A 14,597-nucleotide genomic window follows, 5' to 3' on the forward strand; every position below is an offset into this window, starting at 1 on the left:
CGGGGATACGGTTGTGTAACAGAAACTTAAAGTACAGGTAAAGTACGTAATATATAAGTAACAGTTTCATAACACAGGCTTCATTTTCAATCATTTCCGGCTTCCACCCTTGTATGAAAGTTTCAGATAGGATTTTTACAGGATTCAAAAAAAATTACAAAAAATATGGAACAAATGCTATCCATCTGAAGTATACATCCACATGATATAACAAGCAAGCGTGGCGAAATGGGTAGATGCAACGAAGGTGTTTATTGATAAAAAACCGGTTTACAAGGTATGCAAGGGAGATAGGTTATCAAAATCTTAATCAATCAAACATCTACAGTGTTCCAAGCGTCGGCTAATCACCGAAGGAGCTTAGCGCATAGCGTAACGTACAGGTTCGAATCCTGTCCTTGCTTAACTTACCACTTGCTATAGCTATAGATGTAGCATGGATAAAAAACCCTGGTGTTCTCACCAGGGTTTTGTTTTAGTATGGTGTATAGAATGGCGTAGCCTACCTTTTTTTGAAATATCAGCAAGCCGCTGTACTGGTCCCTCTGGAATAGAAATAGAACTTTAGTGCAGGTCAGCAACCGGAGGCCTGTTTTTTTCTTTGGCATCTTCTTTCAGGATGGTTGCCTGAATGGGTTGGGAGGAAGAAGTAGGTTCGCCAGTACCTAAAAGAATGTCCAGGGCTTTCCAGGAAGGAATTTTTTCCGCAATCAATTTAAGAATCGCCACAAATGGCAGAAAAAGCACCATGCCTGAAGCTCCCCAGATAATTCCACCCAGAATCATGGCCGAGAGGGAGGCCAGGGTATTTACCTTCAGTCGTTTGCCGATGATCCAGGGAAATAAAATATTCGCTTCCAGGTACTGCACAAACGCAAACAACAGAATTACCCCTACCGGGTACCAGATAGAGTCGAACGTAAGCCAGGCAATGGTCACGGGCAACATAGATCCGATAGTGATACCAATGTAGGGAATAATAGTGAGGATGGAAGCCAGTATACCATAGAGCATAGCATGCTTTATTCCGATCATATATAAGCCGATCGTATTCAGTACGGCCACTATCAGGTAGATAATCAGCAAGCCTTTTACATAGTTGTGATACACCAGAATTGTCTTTTGCACCACAGATAACAGCAAGGGACGGGCGTTTTTCGGAAATAATGCATATAATGAATGAACCAGGAGTCCCCGGTTATACAACATCAGGGCCGCCAGCAAGGGAACCATCACCACAAAAAATAAAGCCTGTAAGGTAGCATCTACCGTACCTATCAACACTGACCCTATGGTATTTCCCAGATTCATGAATGTTTGCTCAAACCAGGCTACTTGTTGTTGCAGGGAAATGTTAAACCGGTGCAGGATCTCTTGTTGCAGCTGATCTAGGGCCGACACTAGCTTACCGGCCAGTTGGGGTACCTCATTTTTAAACTGGATTACTTGCCAGCCCATAATAAACACCAGGCTGCCCACAAACAGGCTACCCATAATTAAGCAAATGGCTATTGCAACACTCCGGTAAATGCCTTTTCTTTCCAGCCAGGCACATACCGGGTATAAAATGATACTCAGCAAACCAGCAAAAGCCAATGGAATAAATAAAGCCTTGCCAAAATACAATAAGAGTGCCGCCAGGAAAATACCTTCCAGGTACCGGATGTAGCTAACTATTTTAGGCGATGGAGCATTCATACCAACAGGAATCAACTATACAGCCTTTCATAGTATTCTCTGGCCATGCGGTTTGAGTCAAAGTACGGAACAATATCCTGCATACCCTGCTTCATTATTTTTACCCACTTGCCGGGTTGCTGATAATACATCGGGATCACCTCTTTTTCCAGCAAATCCAGTACGCGTCCGGCATCTAACTGGTCTTGCTGATGTTCCGGCAGGGTTGGGTTAACAGGCAGTGTTGTAAAGCAATTCACGCCATGACGGGCAAATTCGGGCATCCACCCATCCGGCACAGATACATTCACAGCTGCGTTCATGGCCGCAGTCATGCCGCTGGTTCCAGAAGCTTCATGAGTTATTCTGGGAGTATTCAGCCAGATATCCGCTCCTTGTTTCAGCATCCTGGAAAGTTTCATTTCGTAGCCTACCAGTACTGAACAATTGGTATACTGTTTACTCATATGCACCAGCCGGTTGTACACAGAAATAGCTGTAAAATCCATTGGATAAGGTTTACCTGCCCATATTATTTGCAGGGGCATTTCTTTGTTCGTGATCAGCCGCAGAAAACGGTCGTAATCCTGCAGCAACAGATCGGCTCGTTTGTAACCGGCAAAACGCCTCGCCCACACAATAGTCAGTACATCTTCGGAATATATTTCTCCGGTCTGGTCGGCTACCTCGTCGAATAAGAGGCGTTTAAGCTGCTTTTTCCGTTGCAGAAGTGTAGCATCCTCTCCTGCCAGTAAGGCCTGGTGTAAGGCAGGATCTGCCCAGTAAGTAAAATTTTGGGCATTGGTAATAGAGATAATCGGACTTATACCGTCATAGCCTTTCCACATACGGTGCATAACTTCCCCATGCATTTGCGATACGCCATTGGTCAACTTAGCCAGATGTAGGGCTGCTAGTGTATGGTTAAATACATCGCCGGTATGGCCAGTAATACGTCTTACTTCAGCTAAGGGAAGGTGGCTGAAGTAGCTCATCCGCTCTAGCAGATAAATATCCGTTTTCTGGTTTCCGGCTTCTTCCGGAGTATGGTTGGTAAAAACCAGTTTTTGTTTTACGCGGTCTGTACTTTTGTACTGCTGATACAGATAAAAAGCCAGTGGCAAGGCATGCGCTTCATTTAAATGATAAATATCCGGCGCATACCCCAGGATTTCGAGCAGCTTAGCCCCACCAACGCCCAGCAGAATCCCGGCAGCAATTTTTGCTTCCATGTTGGCATCATACAGGCGATGACAGGTTGTTTTAGCCAGGTAATCGTTTTCGGGCAGGTCGGTGGAGAGAAAAAATAAAGGTACCGTGCCGAAAACTTCCGGAGGCAGGTAATAAGCGGTAACCACCACCGTACTATGATTAATCTGCAGATTAAATTTAATACCGGTAGGCTGCAAAAAGCCATATACCTTCTCCTGAAACAATACTTCCATGGTCTGATCGCCCCGGCGTACCTGGTCGTAATAGCCGTATTTCCACAGAATGCCAATACCCACTACCTGCTGCTTTAACTCAAAGGCGCTGCGCATATGCGATCCGGCGAGGAATCCCAGGCCGCCGGCATAGGTTTTCAAGGGTTGGTGTACAGCGAACTCCATGGAAAAATAGGCTACTTTTTTGGCATATTTTTCATCGAAGCTATACGGAAAAGTCAGTTGCTGGAAGGTACTCATAATTCAATATCAATATATAGTCATTGGTACAGCTACCAAATCAGGGATTATTTAAACACAGTTCATCGCTTACATGTATGGTAGGAGCCCGGATAGATTAGTTCATCCCCAGGCTGCCAGTTTACTGGGGTCATGGCTTTTTGACTGTCGGCAACTTGCAAAGCTTTTATAAGCCTGAGCAACTCGCCGGTATTTCGTCCGGTGGTAGCCGGATAATGCATAATAGCCCTGATTATCTGCGCTGGGTCAATAATATAAACAGACCTGGAAGCCTCTTCGGTATTTTCGTTGGGCAACAATCCATACCTATTGGAGACTTCTAAATTTAAGTCTGCCAGAATGGGGAATTGTATCGGGAACTTCCCTTCTTCTTCCAGAATTTTTATCCAGTTCCGGTGTTCTACTACATTATCTACACTTACCCCTATCAGTTCCGTGTTCAGCTTTTTTAGCGACGGATATACACTGGCAAAAGCCTTTAGTTCTGTGGTACACACCGGTGTAAAATCAGCCGGATAGGAAAACAGCAGCACCCATTTGCCTTTATAGTCTGACAACTTAATGAGCCCCTGGCTGGACTGAATCTCAAACATCGGCGCCGGATGTCCCAGCCTGGGTAAAAGGGTGTATGGATTAAAGAGTCTCGGTTTCATAATTGGTACATTTACAGGTTGAACAAAACTGGCTTCTCCCATTTGATGCACCAATATCCTTCGTTACCCGGCAAAATAAAATGATATACATCAGGTGGTTATGCAATTTTAATCATCCCTCTCAAAGTATTCCTATCATCCGTGGGTAGATCATCTGTTGGGTTGATATTCCTCATACTATTACTGCTGTTCCTGCTCCATCTTTGAATTGTCTTAGAAAACACCTTTGGTGCTCTCTTTTCCGGGATAGACTTGTACACCTTTAATTTTATACCTATGAAAACCTTGATCCATACACCTAGCCGCAGCCTTTATTTGAGCCTACTCCTGCTGGTAGTAACCACGCTGCAACTGTCTGCGCAGCAATTATATAAAATCGGATCTCAAACAAAGATCACCATTTCCGGCACCTCTACCCTGCACGACTGGAAATCTACTGTAGAGAATGTAAGTGGCGAAGGAATGTTTACGCTGGATGGTGCAGCCATTACCCAGATTGCTAACCTGAATGTACAGATGGAAGTAAAATCTATTAAGAGTGGCAAAGGAGCCATGATGGATAATAATACCTACAAGGCCCTCAAAGCGGCCCAGCATCCGCAAATTGTCTATCAATTCCAAACGATGCAGCCTTTGCAACCCGGCAAACTCCGCACCACCGGCAACCTGACCATTGGCGGGGAAAGCAAAAAAGTAACCATGGTTGTTGCCTACCAGGTGGAAGCCGGCAAGCTGACCATTCAAGGCGAATTGCCCATACTAATGAGAGATTATAACATAGAGCCACCTACTGCCATGATGGGCACTATCAAAACCGGCGAAGAAGTAATCATAGCTTTTCAGGCTGATTTTGCTCCGGCCAAATATATTTCTACCCAAGCTAAGTAAGTAAAGCTGTTATGAAATAGCTTCCTATATAAGTAAGTTAAAACAACACCGCCCTTAGATGACTTATACATTTAAGGGCGGTGTTGTTTTGTGAGGGGATAGCCGTACTTTTCTTTCAAACAAAAACTTTTAAGGAAACTGAGGGGCAGGCTGATACGTTACCTTATTTATGCAACAGATTTTACAGGAATAGTTAAATTTGCTTTGCATTCAGAAATCCCTTAACCGGTAACCTACATGAAGCCTTTATTCACCAGTCAAGAGCCTGTAAAAAGTAAATTACCTTACCTGGTTTATTTGCTTATTATCACGGTAAATATATATGCCTGCTCCAACGCAAAAAAATCTACCCAGAAACAGGATTTTGTACGGATAGTGGCAGATACCAATCCTGCGTCTACGCCTTTGTCTCCCGAGGAAAGTATCCGGAAAATTCAACTTCCGCCCGGCTACAAGGTTGAGCTGGTAGCCAGCGAACCCATGGTACAGGAACCAGTTGCCATTGCCTGGGATGGGAACGGACGGATGTATGTAGCAGAAATGAACACCTACATGAAAGATGTAGACGGAACCGAAGAGTTTGAGCCCACCAGCCGGATTAAATTACTGGAAGACACCAACGGCGACGGTAAGATGGATAAATGGTCGGTATTTATTGACAGCCTGGTGTTGCCCAGGGTAATTCTTCCGGTGGGCGATCAGTTACTGGTAGGTGTTACCAATATTCAGCATATATGGGCTTACCGCGATACGAATGGCGATGGCAAGGCGGATGAGAAAAAAATGGTATTCAAAAATGATGTGCAGGACGTACGGAATCTGGAGCACCAGAATGGGGGTTTGTTGTGGAACCTGGACAACTGGATTTATCCGAGCCGCGATAACCTCCGGTACAAATACAAAGATGGTAAACTGACAGCCGATACCCTGGTAGATAACATGATTGGCCAGTGGGGCCTGACAACCGATAACTACGGACGGTTGTTTTATTCAGAAGCCGGTCCAGGATTACCAGCCGTACAGATACAACAAATGCCAGCCTATGGTGCCTTAAATTTTAATGATCAATACACTGCAGCGTTTACCAAACCCTGGCCAATTATCGGAACCCTGGATGCTCAGGGAGGCAGAAATGCATTGCGTCCCGAAGACAATACCCTAAAAGAGTTCACCTCTGGTTGCGGGCAATCTATTTTCCGGGGCGATAAACTTCCTGAAGATATGCGGGGTGATTATTTTATCCCTGAACCCGTTGGCCGTGTAATTAAACGGGGAAAAGTAATCAATAGAAATGGAAAGATTTTTATCGAAGACGCCTACCAGCAGCAAGACTGGCTGGCATCGGCGGATATGAATTTCCGCCCAATTAATACCTATACCGGCCCCGATGGATGCTTTTATATAGTGGATATGTATCATGGCATTATCCAGGAAAGTGAGTGGACAAACCCAGGTTCGTATTTAAGGCAAATCATTCAGGAGAAGGAATTATACAAGAACAGAGGCATGGGCCGTATTTACCGGGTAGTGCATGAAGACTTTAGCCCCGATAAAACAAAGCCCCAGATGCTGAATGAACCCTCCGGCAAATTACTAACCTACCTGGATCATCCCAACGGCTGGTGGCGAGACAATGCCCAGCAACTGCTTATCGTCCGCAACGACAAGTCTGTTGTACTGGCTTTACGGGAGATTGCTACTGGCGGAAAAGGCGGATTAAAACAAAGTCCTTCACATTTGGCACGTATTCATGCCTTGTGGACATTAGAAGGCTTGGATGTCTTAGATAAACCGACCTTATTTGCCGCCCTCTCCGACAAAGATCCGCAGGTACGGAAAACAGCCGTATGGATCAGCGAGAACAATATTCAGCAAAACGATGCAGAAGTGATTGAAAAACTGGCCAATTTAACCAATGATCCCAGTGCCGATGTCCGTGTTCAACTCTCATTATCACTCCGCAGCAATCCGGCAGAAAAACCACAAGCTATTGTAAAAGAGTTGCTTGCGGCAAACCCTGACAATGAGTTGATGCAGTTTTCTTACTCCACCTTTACCGAGACACAAAAAATGCTGGCTGCTGAACAGGAAAGAACCCGCAACCTGAGTCCGGCAGACAGGGCACTGGTTACCAAAGGGGCCACGATTTTTAAACAGCTATGCGCCAGCTGTCATGGGGCAGATGGAAAAGGGGTAGTGATTGGTGGAAAAGATATGCCTGCTCCTCCCCTTGTAGGCTCCCCTCGGGTGAAAGGCGACAAAACAATGCTCATTCAGCTCTTACTCTATGGCTTGAAAGGACCAGTGGATGGAAAAACGTATCCGGATATAATGCCCCCGATGGGTAGCAATAACGATGAGTGGGTGGCTTCTGTGCTGAGCTATATCCGCAATAGCAGCGAATTGAGCAATGCTTCCTCCGTTGTTACAACTGAAGAAGTAACAAAAGTACGGGCGGAGACACCCCAGATGAAAGAACCTTTTACGTTACAGTTACTTGAAATTTTTAAGCTTGGCCGGGCAGAGAAAAGCAACTGGGATCAGTCTTCCGCAAAATAATTTTGCTTGCCAATTAGTTTATGTACAGTTTTATCTTATGAATAAACCTTTGTGTTTCTTGCTGTTGCTTATTTTAAGCATATCCTTCTCTGGTATGGCTCAAAAGGCCGAGATGATCAATTCTATTGGGATGAAATTTGTTCTAATTAAACCGGGCAGCTTTATTCTGGGGAAGTTTCAACCACCGTATCCTACACCCAAGGAAACAGCCAAGGCCGGAACGCAACAAGGCCAGGATACAGAATACACACCTGCTCAATACAAGCTTGCCCAGCAATTGGCTACCCAGGATGCAAAACCTGGCTTCCAGGTTACCATTACCAAGCCGTTTTATATAGGTGCGTTTGAAGTGACGCAAGCACAATGGCAACAGGTAATGGGAACGAATTCTTCCATTTTTCAAGGCAATAAAGTTAGTGAAGAAGCTGGCAACCATCCGGTAGAAAATGTAACCTGGCAAGAGGCACAAGCCTTCCTGAAGAAGCTGACTCAGCTGGAAGGTGGAAAAGTAAGATACCGTTTGCCTACCGAGTTTGAATGGGAATATGCAGCCCGGGCCGGTGCAACCGATGATATAGCCTGGGAAGAAATACGGTTAGCTGCCCAGATGGGCTTACAAACAACTGCCCCGGTGGGCCAGAAAAAACCCAATGCCTGGGGCTTATACGATACGTTAGGAAATGTGTGGGAATGGGTAGACGATTATTACAACGAAAAACTATTTGCTGATAGAGTACCTCCAAAATCTGGGAAAGTACATGTATTGAAAGGAGCCTCCTTTGTGGGTGATGTAAAAAATGCTACTTATATGACGCATGCCGCAGGACCAGGCAATGGCTGGGACGTGGGTTTCCGGGTAGTAATGGAAATTAATGACTAATGACTAATGACTAATGACTAATGACTAATGACTAATGACTAATACTAAAGCATATTATTTACTTTTATGGTTTGTCTGTAGCTGTTTTTCCACCTTTGCACAGACTGGTAGCATTCCGAAAGGCTTTACTCCGCTGTTTAATGGTAAAAACTTATCGGGTTGGCATATCAGCCGTACCACTCATCAGGGAACTACTCCTGCGGTTACCGTTGAAGAGGGTGCTATTGTCCTCAGACAGCAGCCCTATGGCCAGGGTGGCGTATTGCTGACAGATAAAAAATACAAGAACTATGAATTGTATCTGGAGGTAAAAGTAGATTCTTTTTGCAATGGAGGTATTTTCCTCCGTTCTACCGAAAGCGGACAGGCTTACCAGGTAGAATTAGCAGAACCTGGCAACACCGGCGATTTATTTGGTGAGATGCTTAAAATTAGCCAGCCTGCTAAAGCTACAACCAGAGCCAGGGTTTGGAAGCCCGGCGACTGGAATTCTTTCCGGGTCCGCATGACAGGTGAAGTGCCTCACCTTACGTTATGGATCAATGGAGAACAGATGTGGGATGTTACGCAGCCTAAAAATGATTTTATTGCCGGGGCTATTGAAGGCATGATTGGTTTGCAGGTACATTGGTCAGCAACGTATTCTGCGGCTGCCAAATCGTTTGATATGTCTGGCTCCTGGCGTCCTGGCGCTGCCCACCGCTTCCGGAATATAGCCATTAAAGAACTAAAGGAATAGATATTTATAGCATGGTAGCTGGTTTTTCTACCGTCAATCTTTGGTAATTTTCCAAATCCATTCATCAACACAGAGGCAATTTTCTTTCCCAACCTCTGTAGTACTCTGGGTATAATTTGTTACTTTGGCTGCCCGGTCTTTTGAACACACACGTATGAAATGGTATAATCCTCCATCCACCTGTAAAGTCCAGAACAACACGATTGAACTTGATGTAGAAGCCGGAACAGATTTCTGGCGGATTACGCATTATGGGTTTATCCGGGATAATGGGCATTTTGGGTATATAGCCAAAGAAGGTGATTTTGTTGCCACTGTCAAAGTTTCCGGCCATTACCAAGACCAGTACGACCAGGCCGGGTTGATGATCAGAATAGATGAGCAAAACTGGATTAAGACTGGCATTGAATACGTAGATGGCGCCCAGCAGGTAAGTGCCGTAGTGACCAGGCAATTTTCAGATTGGTCGGTTGTTCCCCGGAAAGATAATCCACCGGCTATCTGGCTGAAACTGATCCGGCGTAAAGACTATGTAGAAATCCGCTACTCGTTCGATAACCTAACCTTTGACTTATTACGCTTAGCTTACTTTCCTCCCGAAGTACCTGTGCAAATAGGTGTGATGGCGGCTGCACCGGATGGCAAAGGTTTTAAAGCAATTTTTGAAGATTTTACTGTAACTAATACATTGGAGTAGGAAATAAATTACTTCATGATTCCCGGTTTATTTACACCAAAAAGAAAACTTCTACTCTTTAGTTAAATTAATAGTAATACACCTAAAGTTTATGAAGGCAAAAGATTTATTAATCACTATGAGTTTAACTACTGTTGCTGTCATTATTGGCTTATTCTTGGGTTTGAAAATAACAAAGAATATACATGATGTTAAACTCTTGTTGATAGGTTTAGGAATAGGTTTTATTGTTCCTATACTCTACTGGACAATTGTAAAAAAAGCTAGATAATTGGATGTGGGAATCTCATATAAATTACTTTTACATACTATACAGTATAGAAAAACTTGGTGTAGAGACACTGAGAATCATCAAAAGCTTTTACCTACTAACTCATTTTGTGCATATATCCATCTCTATTCTTTTTGCCTCCAGTTCCAATGGTCCAAAAGGATAACCTATTTGAATGCATTCATATAAATATTGAGAAAGAAAAGGCATAAACCCTCCCATTCTTTCATATTGCATCGTATGAACCAATTCATGAACAATCAATTCTCGTTGATTCCAACAGTCTGATCGAATGTAGATACCATACCTGAAAGTGACTCCGATAGTAGTTGAAGAGAGAAGTCCGGTCAATTCAACGGCATTTTTTAAGGCAGGATAATTGGGTATAGGTATATGATCAACTTTCAACAACCTAACTTTGCTAGGATCTTTTATACCAATCAGAAAAGCATCTATCTGTTGATCTGCATTAAGTTCAGCCCCATATTGCAATATTATTTCCTCCTGCTTTTCAGCCCATTCACAGGCGATTGGTAACAATGCTTCAAATTGTTCAAATGAGATCATATAAGTAGAAGGCATTTGTTCTAAAAACGACAACCTGTTAGGTTTTGAATACCTAACAGGTTGATATGAATACTATTAAAACAAGCTATTCTACAGATTTCCTTTTTTCAGTTCCTCCACTGCATGATTTGCTGCTCTGGCAGTAATGGCCATAAAAGTTAACGAAGGATTCTGAGTAGAGTTAGAAGTCATGCAGGCACCATCAGTCACAAACACATTCTTGCAGCTATGTAACTGATTCCATTTATTTAATAAAGAGGTTTTGGGGTCTTTGCCCATGCGCACACCACCCATTTCATGAATATCCAGGCCGGGCGCTTTATCAGGATTGTCATGCGTTTTTATATTGGTAAAACCAGCTTTGGTTAGCATCTCGGTCATTTGCTCATGGAAGTCAACAATCATTTTTTCATCATTCTCATCATAGGCTACCGATACTTTCAACTGCGGAATACCCCAGGCATCTTTCAACTGCGAATCTAAGGCTACATAATTGGTTTCTTTAGGAATGGTTTCGCCCATCATGTGGGAGCCTACCCGCCAGTTGCCGTATTTCTTCTGAGCCAGACTGGTTTTTAATTCTTCTCCAATAGCTGCGTTATCCGTATAGGTCATGCGGCTTCCACTAAATCCGGCAGCATAACCCCGCAGAAAGTCAGTTTCTTGTTTGAGTAGATTCCGGAACCGGGGAATATAACTGCCATTGGGGCGGATACCTTCCGTGGTTGTATCTTGAAAGCCTTCGTATTCAGCTGAAATAGTGGTACGGAAATTATGAAAGGCTATGTATTTACCCAATAAGCCATTGTCGTTGCCTAATCCGTTGGGAAATCTGTTGGAGGTGGAGTTCAGCAGGATAAGGTTGGTATTTAAGGTAGCCGCGTTCACAAAAATGATTTGTGCATAATATTCAGTCATTTCTTTAGAATGAGCATCTATTACCCGAACACCAGTAGCTTTGCCCTTCTTCTCATCAAAAATAATGGAATGCACCACGGAATCGGGTTTTAAGGTCATTTTACCGGTTTTGGCTGCCCAGGGCAACGTAGAAGAATTGCTGCTAAAATAGCCGCCAAACGGACATCCCCGCTGGCATAAGTTCCGGTTCATACACCTGGCTCTGCCCTGCTGAAAATGAATAGGTTGTGGCTTAGTCAGGTGGGCACAACGGCCAATAATCACCGGACGGGTATTGTTATAATGTTTGGCCATTTGCTCACTGAAGTGCTTCTCCACACAAGACTGCTCATGTGGGGGCAAAAACTCCCCATCAGGTAATTGAGGCAAGCCATCTCTATTCCCGGAAATTCCGGCAAACTTCTCTACATAGCTATACCAGGGCGCAATATCTTTATAACTGATAGGCCACTCAACCGCAAAGCCATCCCGGGCAGGGCCATCAAAATCGTACTGTGACCAGCGTTGTGTACCTCTGGCCCACATCAGCGACTTACCCCCTACCTGGTAGCCTCTGATCCAGTCAAAGGGTTTTTCTTGTACGTAGGGATGTTCGGCATCTTTTACAAAAAAATGCTGGGCATCTTCATTAAAGGCATAACAACGGCTGGCAATCGGATTGGCATCTTTTAAGGCTTTCGGTATCTGGCCCAGGTGCTCAAACTCCCATGGTTGCATCATGGTAGTAGGATAATCGGTGATGTGTTTTACATCGCGGCCACGTTCCAGCACAAGGGTACGCAGCCCTTTACCGGTTAATTCTTTGGCTGACCAGCCACCACTAATACCAGAACCAATGACAATGGCATCGAACGTACGTTCTTTTATTGAATCTATATTGAGGAAAGACATGTTAACTAATTGGTAAAAGACTATTGAATAATTTACTGAAAGGAAGCCCCCGGCTAGGTTTTGACAGGCACACATCCATAGAAAAATCCGGGTGCCATGTTGTACTCCAGAATATTAACCATTACATATTGAGAGTTCATATATCCGCGGATGGTGAGGTTTTTTGCCATCTCTGCAAACCGTTTCGTGCCAGAGTCTGGGGAATCCTTCAGCGTCAACAGGATTTGCTTACGCTGGCTGGCATCACACTCCATAAAGGATTTCTGATAGGTTTGCTTGGCTAATTGTTCGGTGGCAGCAAGCCCTTGTTTTAAACTCTCCTGCGCCGGTTCGCCGTAGCAATCGTTTACCATACGCAGAATAAACTGGTGAACTTTGAGTGATTTGGCTCCTGGCGTATCTGTTTCCGGGATAAAAGTTTCTACAATTTCAGCCAGCAGGTTTTCATCCGAAACAGGCAGTATAGCTGTATGACCAATAGATTCTGCTGACCATCCGGAAGCCCAGGCTGGCAAGCTAAGCAAACCTCCGGCTGTTAGGGTTAAATTTTTTAATAAAGAACGTCTTTTCATTCTATAAACAGGGGAGATATTTTGGTATTAAAACAGCAGCTAGCAAGGAATATTCTTGAAACGGCTGCTTACCCGCAATTATGACAAGGTAAACAAAGATAATTCCAAAATTTCATTCTACCAATCCTATTTTTGAACTTATCTAAAGCTTACGCTGAAATAAATACTAAGGATGCTACTCATAGCTTAGCTCAGCTATTTGAAAAAAATTGCTGCTCAGTAAAGAGATTACCTAGTAAGGGCTGGTAAGCCAATGAACAATATTAAGGGCAAATTGCTTGTTGTCAGTATTTTTTGGGCGATTCATGCCAAATTTGCGGCCAAACAATTTTTGGGCACTTAGCACGCCAGCTTCCCCTACTACTACTACTCTCCCCTCCCCATACTCCACAGACATAGCCTGACTCAAATTATGTACAGGTATAGGTTTGCTATACGTTATAAAGTGCTTATCCCCTTGCTGCCAAACCGAATCAGGGCGTACCTCACGGGTAGTAGTACCCAAAAGCAAGATAGGTTTAGCCTCCCCACTCCCTGTCAGCGATTGGCCGGTAAACGTAATAACCCGGTTTATTTGATGCTGTCCGGATAGTCCATGGATTATCGGATGAGGAGCAAGCAGCCCGTTAGCATGGCTAAACTCCAGTTGCCCCTGTTTTCTTTTGTAAGCAGCGGTATCTTTTACACTGCCCCCACCCATGGTGATACCAAAGCAGTTAGCCAGCCTTTGATTGGCCAGACCAAATGGATGATGGTCTGCAATAAGCAATAAAGCACCTCCCTGTTTTACCCATGCTTGTACAACTGTGCATTCTTCTGGGGTAAAGGCACTTTCATTTTTTAATTTATCCGGGCTTACCTTAGCATTGGTTATTATTACTAACTGATAGGGTTCCAGCAGTTCCCTGGTAAATGCTTGCTCAGAAACTGATACCTGATAGCCGTCGTGGGTTAAGAGTTTAATAAATGGCTTGTAGGTTCCATCCGCTTTATGGGTGTTTAGATGTCCTTCATCGTATAACACTTTTGGATGACTGGTGGTATAAGTAGGATTGCTAACTGAAACATCAAACCGGTTATCTGGTCTTTGGATGGATTGACAAGCAGATAGCATATAGCATACTCCTATACTTAGCGTAAGCCATAAGTGAACCGATGGGCATATTATACTAGTGCTTTTCACCTTGAGTAGGTTGCCTGATAAAGTACTTCTTTGTCTTAGTGGAAATCTATACACCGTACATACAGCTACTTAACGATAGCTTAACTTTATAGTTCAAGGGCAGCAATCAGTTGACGGATCACGTGAAGTTTTTTGTATAGTTCTTCTTCCTCTTCTTTAGATAATGTGCCAGGATTCTTCTTATTTCTGTTGATCTTGTTGGCGCAAGCGTTGAATTTGGCTTTCAGTGTGGTCAACTGAGGGTTTTCATGCTTGAGGAGTTCATATAAAACGATTGGTTCCTGGGGTTGATTCATCTGCGTACTCATCTATTGTTGAGAAGTTGCTCTCAGAAAATCCGGAACCGTATACTTCCGGAATAACTGTAAAGCAAAGTCATTTCACAAAATTTATTTTGGTTCAAAAACTTCTGTATCA

General features: G+C 43.8%; 14 protein-coding genes. 6 read left to right on the forward strand and 8 right to left on the reverse strand.

From position 1 onward, the window contains the following. Positions 1 to 564 precede the first annotated feature (564 nt). From Q0590_RS09820 to Q0590_RS09830, 3 genes are all read right to left on the reverse strand, one after another. Positions 565 to 1,698 carry an AI-2E family transporter gene (locus Q0590_RS09820; RefSeq protein WP_302037348.1) on the reverse strand — a complete coding sequence of 378 codons (1,134 nt, stop codon included), beginning with the start codon at positions 1,696 to 1,698 and terminating at the stop codon, positions 565 to 567. Positions 1,699 to 1,709: 11 nt separating this feature from the next. After that, positions 1,710 to 3,362, reverse strand: a complete 1,653-nt coding sequence (glgP, locus tag Q0590_RS09825) for an alpha-glucan family phosphorylase (RefSeq protein ID WP_302037349.1) — start codon at positions 3,360 to 3,362, stop codon at positions 1,710 to 1,712. A gap of 62 nt (positions 3,363 to 3,424) precedes the next feature. Beyond that, positions 3,425 to 4,015, reverse strand: a complete 591-nt coding sequence (locus tag Q0590_RS09830) for a peroxiredoxin (protein WP_302037350.1) — start codon at positions 4,013 to 4,015, stop codon at positions 3,425 to 3,427. A gap of 276 nt (positions 4,016 to 4,291) precedes the next feature. Between Q0590_RS09830 and Q0590_RS09835 the strand changes: the two genes are divergently transcribed. From Q0590_RS09835 to Q0590_RS09860, 6 genes are all read left to right on the forward strand, one after another. After that, positions 4,292 to 4,903 carry a YceI family protein gene (locus Q0590_RS09835; protein ID WP_302037351.1) on the forward strand — a complete coding sequence of 204 codons (612 nt, stop codon included), beginning with the start codon at positions 4,292 to 4,294 and terminating at the stop codon, positions 4,901 to 4,903. Positions 4,904 to 5,140: 237 nt separating this feature from the next. Continuing rightward, positions 5,141 to 7,462, forward strand: a complete 2,322-nt coding sequence (locus Q0590_RS09840) for a DUF7133 domain-containing protein (RefSeq protein ID WP_302037352.1) — start codon at positions 5,141 to 5,143, stop codon at positions 7,460 to 7,462. Between the two features lie 94 nt (positions 7,463 to 7,556). After that, complete coding sequence (locus tag Q0590_RS09845) at positions 7,557 to 8,342, forward strand: formylglycine-generating enzyme family protein (protein ID WP_302037353.1); 786 nt, start codon at positions 7,557 to 7,559, stop codon at positions 8,340 to 8,342. A gap of 34 nt (positions 8,343 to 8,376) precedes the next feature. Then, positions 8,377 to 9,081 (forward strand): 3-keto-disaccharide hydrolase, encoded by a 705-nt coding sequence (locus Q0590_RS09850; RefSeq protein ID WP_302037354.1) that lies wholly within the window; start codon positions 8,377 to 8,379, stop codon positions 9,079 to 9,081. 154 nt (positions 9,082 to 9,235) lie between these two features. Beyond that, entirely contained in the window at positions 9,236 to 9,778 is a 543-nt protein-coding gene (locus tag Q0590_RS09855) for a DUF1349 domain-containing protein (protein WP_302037355.1), read from the forward strand. Positions 9,779 to 9,869: 91 nt separating this feature from the next. Continuing rightward, positions 9,870 to 10,049, forward strand: a complete 180-nt coding sequence (locus Q0590_RS09860; protein WP_302037356.1) for a hypothetical protein — start codon at positions 9,870 to 9,872, stop codon at positions 10,047 to 10,049. 102 nt (positions 10,050 to 10,151) lie between these two features. On the opposite strand, the gene Q0590_RS09865 is transcribed toward Q0590_RS09860, so the two are convergent. The 5 genes from Q0590_RS09865 to Q0590_RS09885 all read right to left on the reverse strand — a co-directional run bounded on the left by Q0590_RS09865 (position 10,152) and on the right by Q0590_RS09885 (position 14,488). Further along, a complete protein-coding gene (locus tag Q0590_RS09865) occupies positions 10,152 to 10,616 on the reverse strand; it encodes a hypothetical protein (protein WP_302037357.1) in 465 nt (154 codons plus the stop codon). Between the two features lie 90 nt (positions 10,617 to 10,706). Then, entirely contained in the window at positions 10,707 to 12,425 is a 1,719-nt protein-coding gene (locus Q0590_RS09870) for a GMC oxidoreductase (protein ID WP_302037358.1), read from the reverse strand. Between the two features lie 53 nt (positions 12,426 to 12,478). After that, a complete protein-coding gene (locus Q0590_RS09875; RefSeq protein WP_302037359.1) occupies positions 12,479 to 12,997 on the reverse strand; it encodes a gluconate 2-dehydrogenase subunit 3 family protein in 519 nt (172 codons plus the stop codon). 232 nt (positions 12,998 to 13,229) lie between these two features. Next, positions 13,230 to 14,111, reverse strand: a complete 882-nt coding sequence (locus Q0590_RS09880; RefSeq protein WP_302037360.1) for a hypothetical protein — start codon at positions 14,109 to 14,111, stop codon at positions 13,230 to 13,232. A 155-nt stretch (positions 14,112 to 14,266) separates the two neighbouring features. Continuing rightward, complete coding sequence (locus Q0590_RS09885) at positions 14,267 to 14,488, reverse strand: hypothetical protein (protein ID WP_302037361.1); 222 nt, start codon at positions 14,486 to 14,488, stop codon at positions 14,267 to 14,269. Positions 14,489 to 14,597: the final 109 nt, after the last annotated feature.

The sequence above is a fragment of the Rhodocytophaga aerolata genome (assembly GCF_030503435.1).
Lineage (GTDB): Bacteria > Bacteroidota > Bacteroidia > Cytophagales > 172606-1 > Rhodocytophaga > Rhodocytophaga aerolata.

Excerpts from the sequence above, each read along its gene's own strand:
- Q0590_RS09820 (WP_302037348.1), bottom strand. The coding sequence starts at position 1,698 with ATGAATGCTCCATCGCCTAAAATAGTTAGCTACATCCGGTACCTGGAA.
- glgP (WP_302037349.1), bottom strand. The coding sequence starts at position 3,362 with ATGAGTACCTTCCAGCAACTGACTTTTCCGTATAGCTTCGATGAAAAA.
- Q0590_RS09830 (WP_302037350.1), bottom strand. The coding sequence starts at position 4,015 with ATGAAACCGAGACTCTTTAATCCATACACCCTTTTACCCAGGCTGGGA.
- Q0590_RS09835 (WP_302037351.1), top strand. The coding sequence starts at position 4,292 with ATGAAAACCTTGATCCATACACCTAGCCGCAGCCTTTATTTGAGCCTA.
- Q0590_RS09840 (WP_302037352.1), top strand. The coding sequence starts at position 5,141 with ATGAAGCCTTTATTCACCAGTCAAGAGCCTGTAAAAAGTAAATTACCT.
- Q0590_RS09845 (WP_302037353.1), top strand. The coding sequence starts at position 7,557 with ATGGCTCAAAAGGCCGAGATGATCAATTCTATTGGGATGAAATTTGTT.
- Q0590_RS09850 (WP_302037354.1), top strand. The coding sequence starts at position 8,377 with ATGACTAATACTAAAGCATATTATTTACTTTTATGGTTTGTCTGTAGC.
- Q0590_RS09855 (WP_302037355.1), top strand. The coding sequence starts at position 9,236 with ATGAAATGGTATAATCCTCCATCCACCTGTAAAGTCCAGAACAACACG.
- Q0590_RS09860 (WP_302037356.1), top strand. The coding sequence starts at position 9,870 with ATGAAGGCAAAAGATTTATTAATCACTATGAGTTTAACTACTGTTGCT.
- Q0590_RS09865 (WP_302037357.1), bottom strand. The coding sequence starts at position 10,616 with ATGATCTCATTTGAACAATTTGAAGCATTGTTACCAATCGCCTGTGAA.
- Q0590_RS09870 (WP_302037358.1), bottom strand. The coding sequence starts at position 12,425 with ATGTCTTTCCTCAATATAGATTCAATAAAAGAACGTACGTTCGATGCC.
- Q0590_RS09875 (WP_302037359.1), bottom strand. The coding sequence starts at position 12,997 with ATGAAAAGACGTTCTTTATTAAAAAATTTAACCCTAACAGCCGGAGGT.
- Q0590_RS09880 (WP_302037360.1), bottom strand. The coding sequence starts at position 14,111 with ATGCTATCTGCTTGTCAATCCATCCAAAGACCAGATAACCGGTTTGAT.
- Q0590_RS09885 (WP_302037361.1), bottom strand. The coding sequence starts at position 14,488 with ATGAGTACGCAGATGAATCAACCCCAGGAACCAATCGTTTTATATGAA.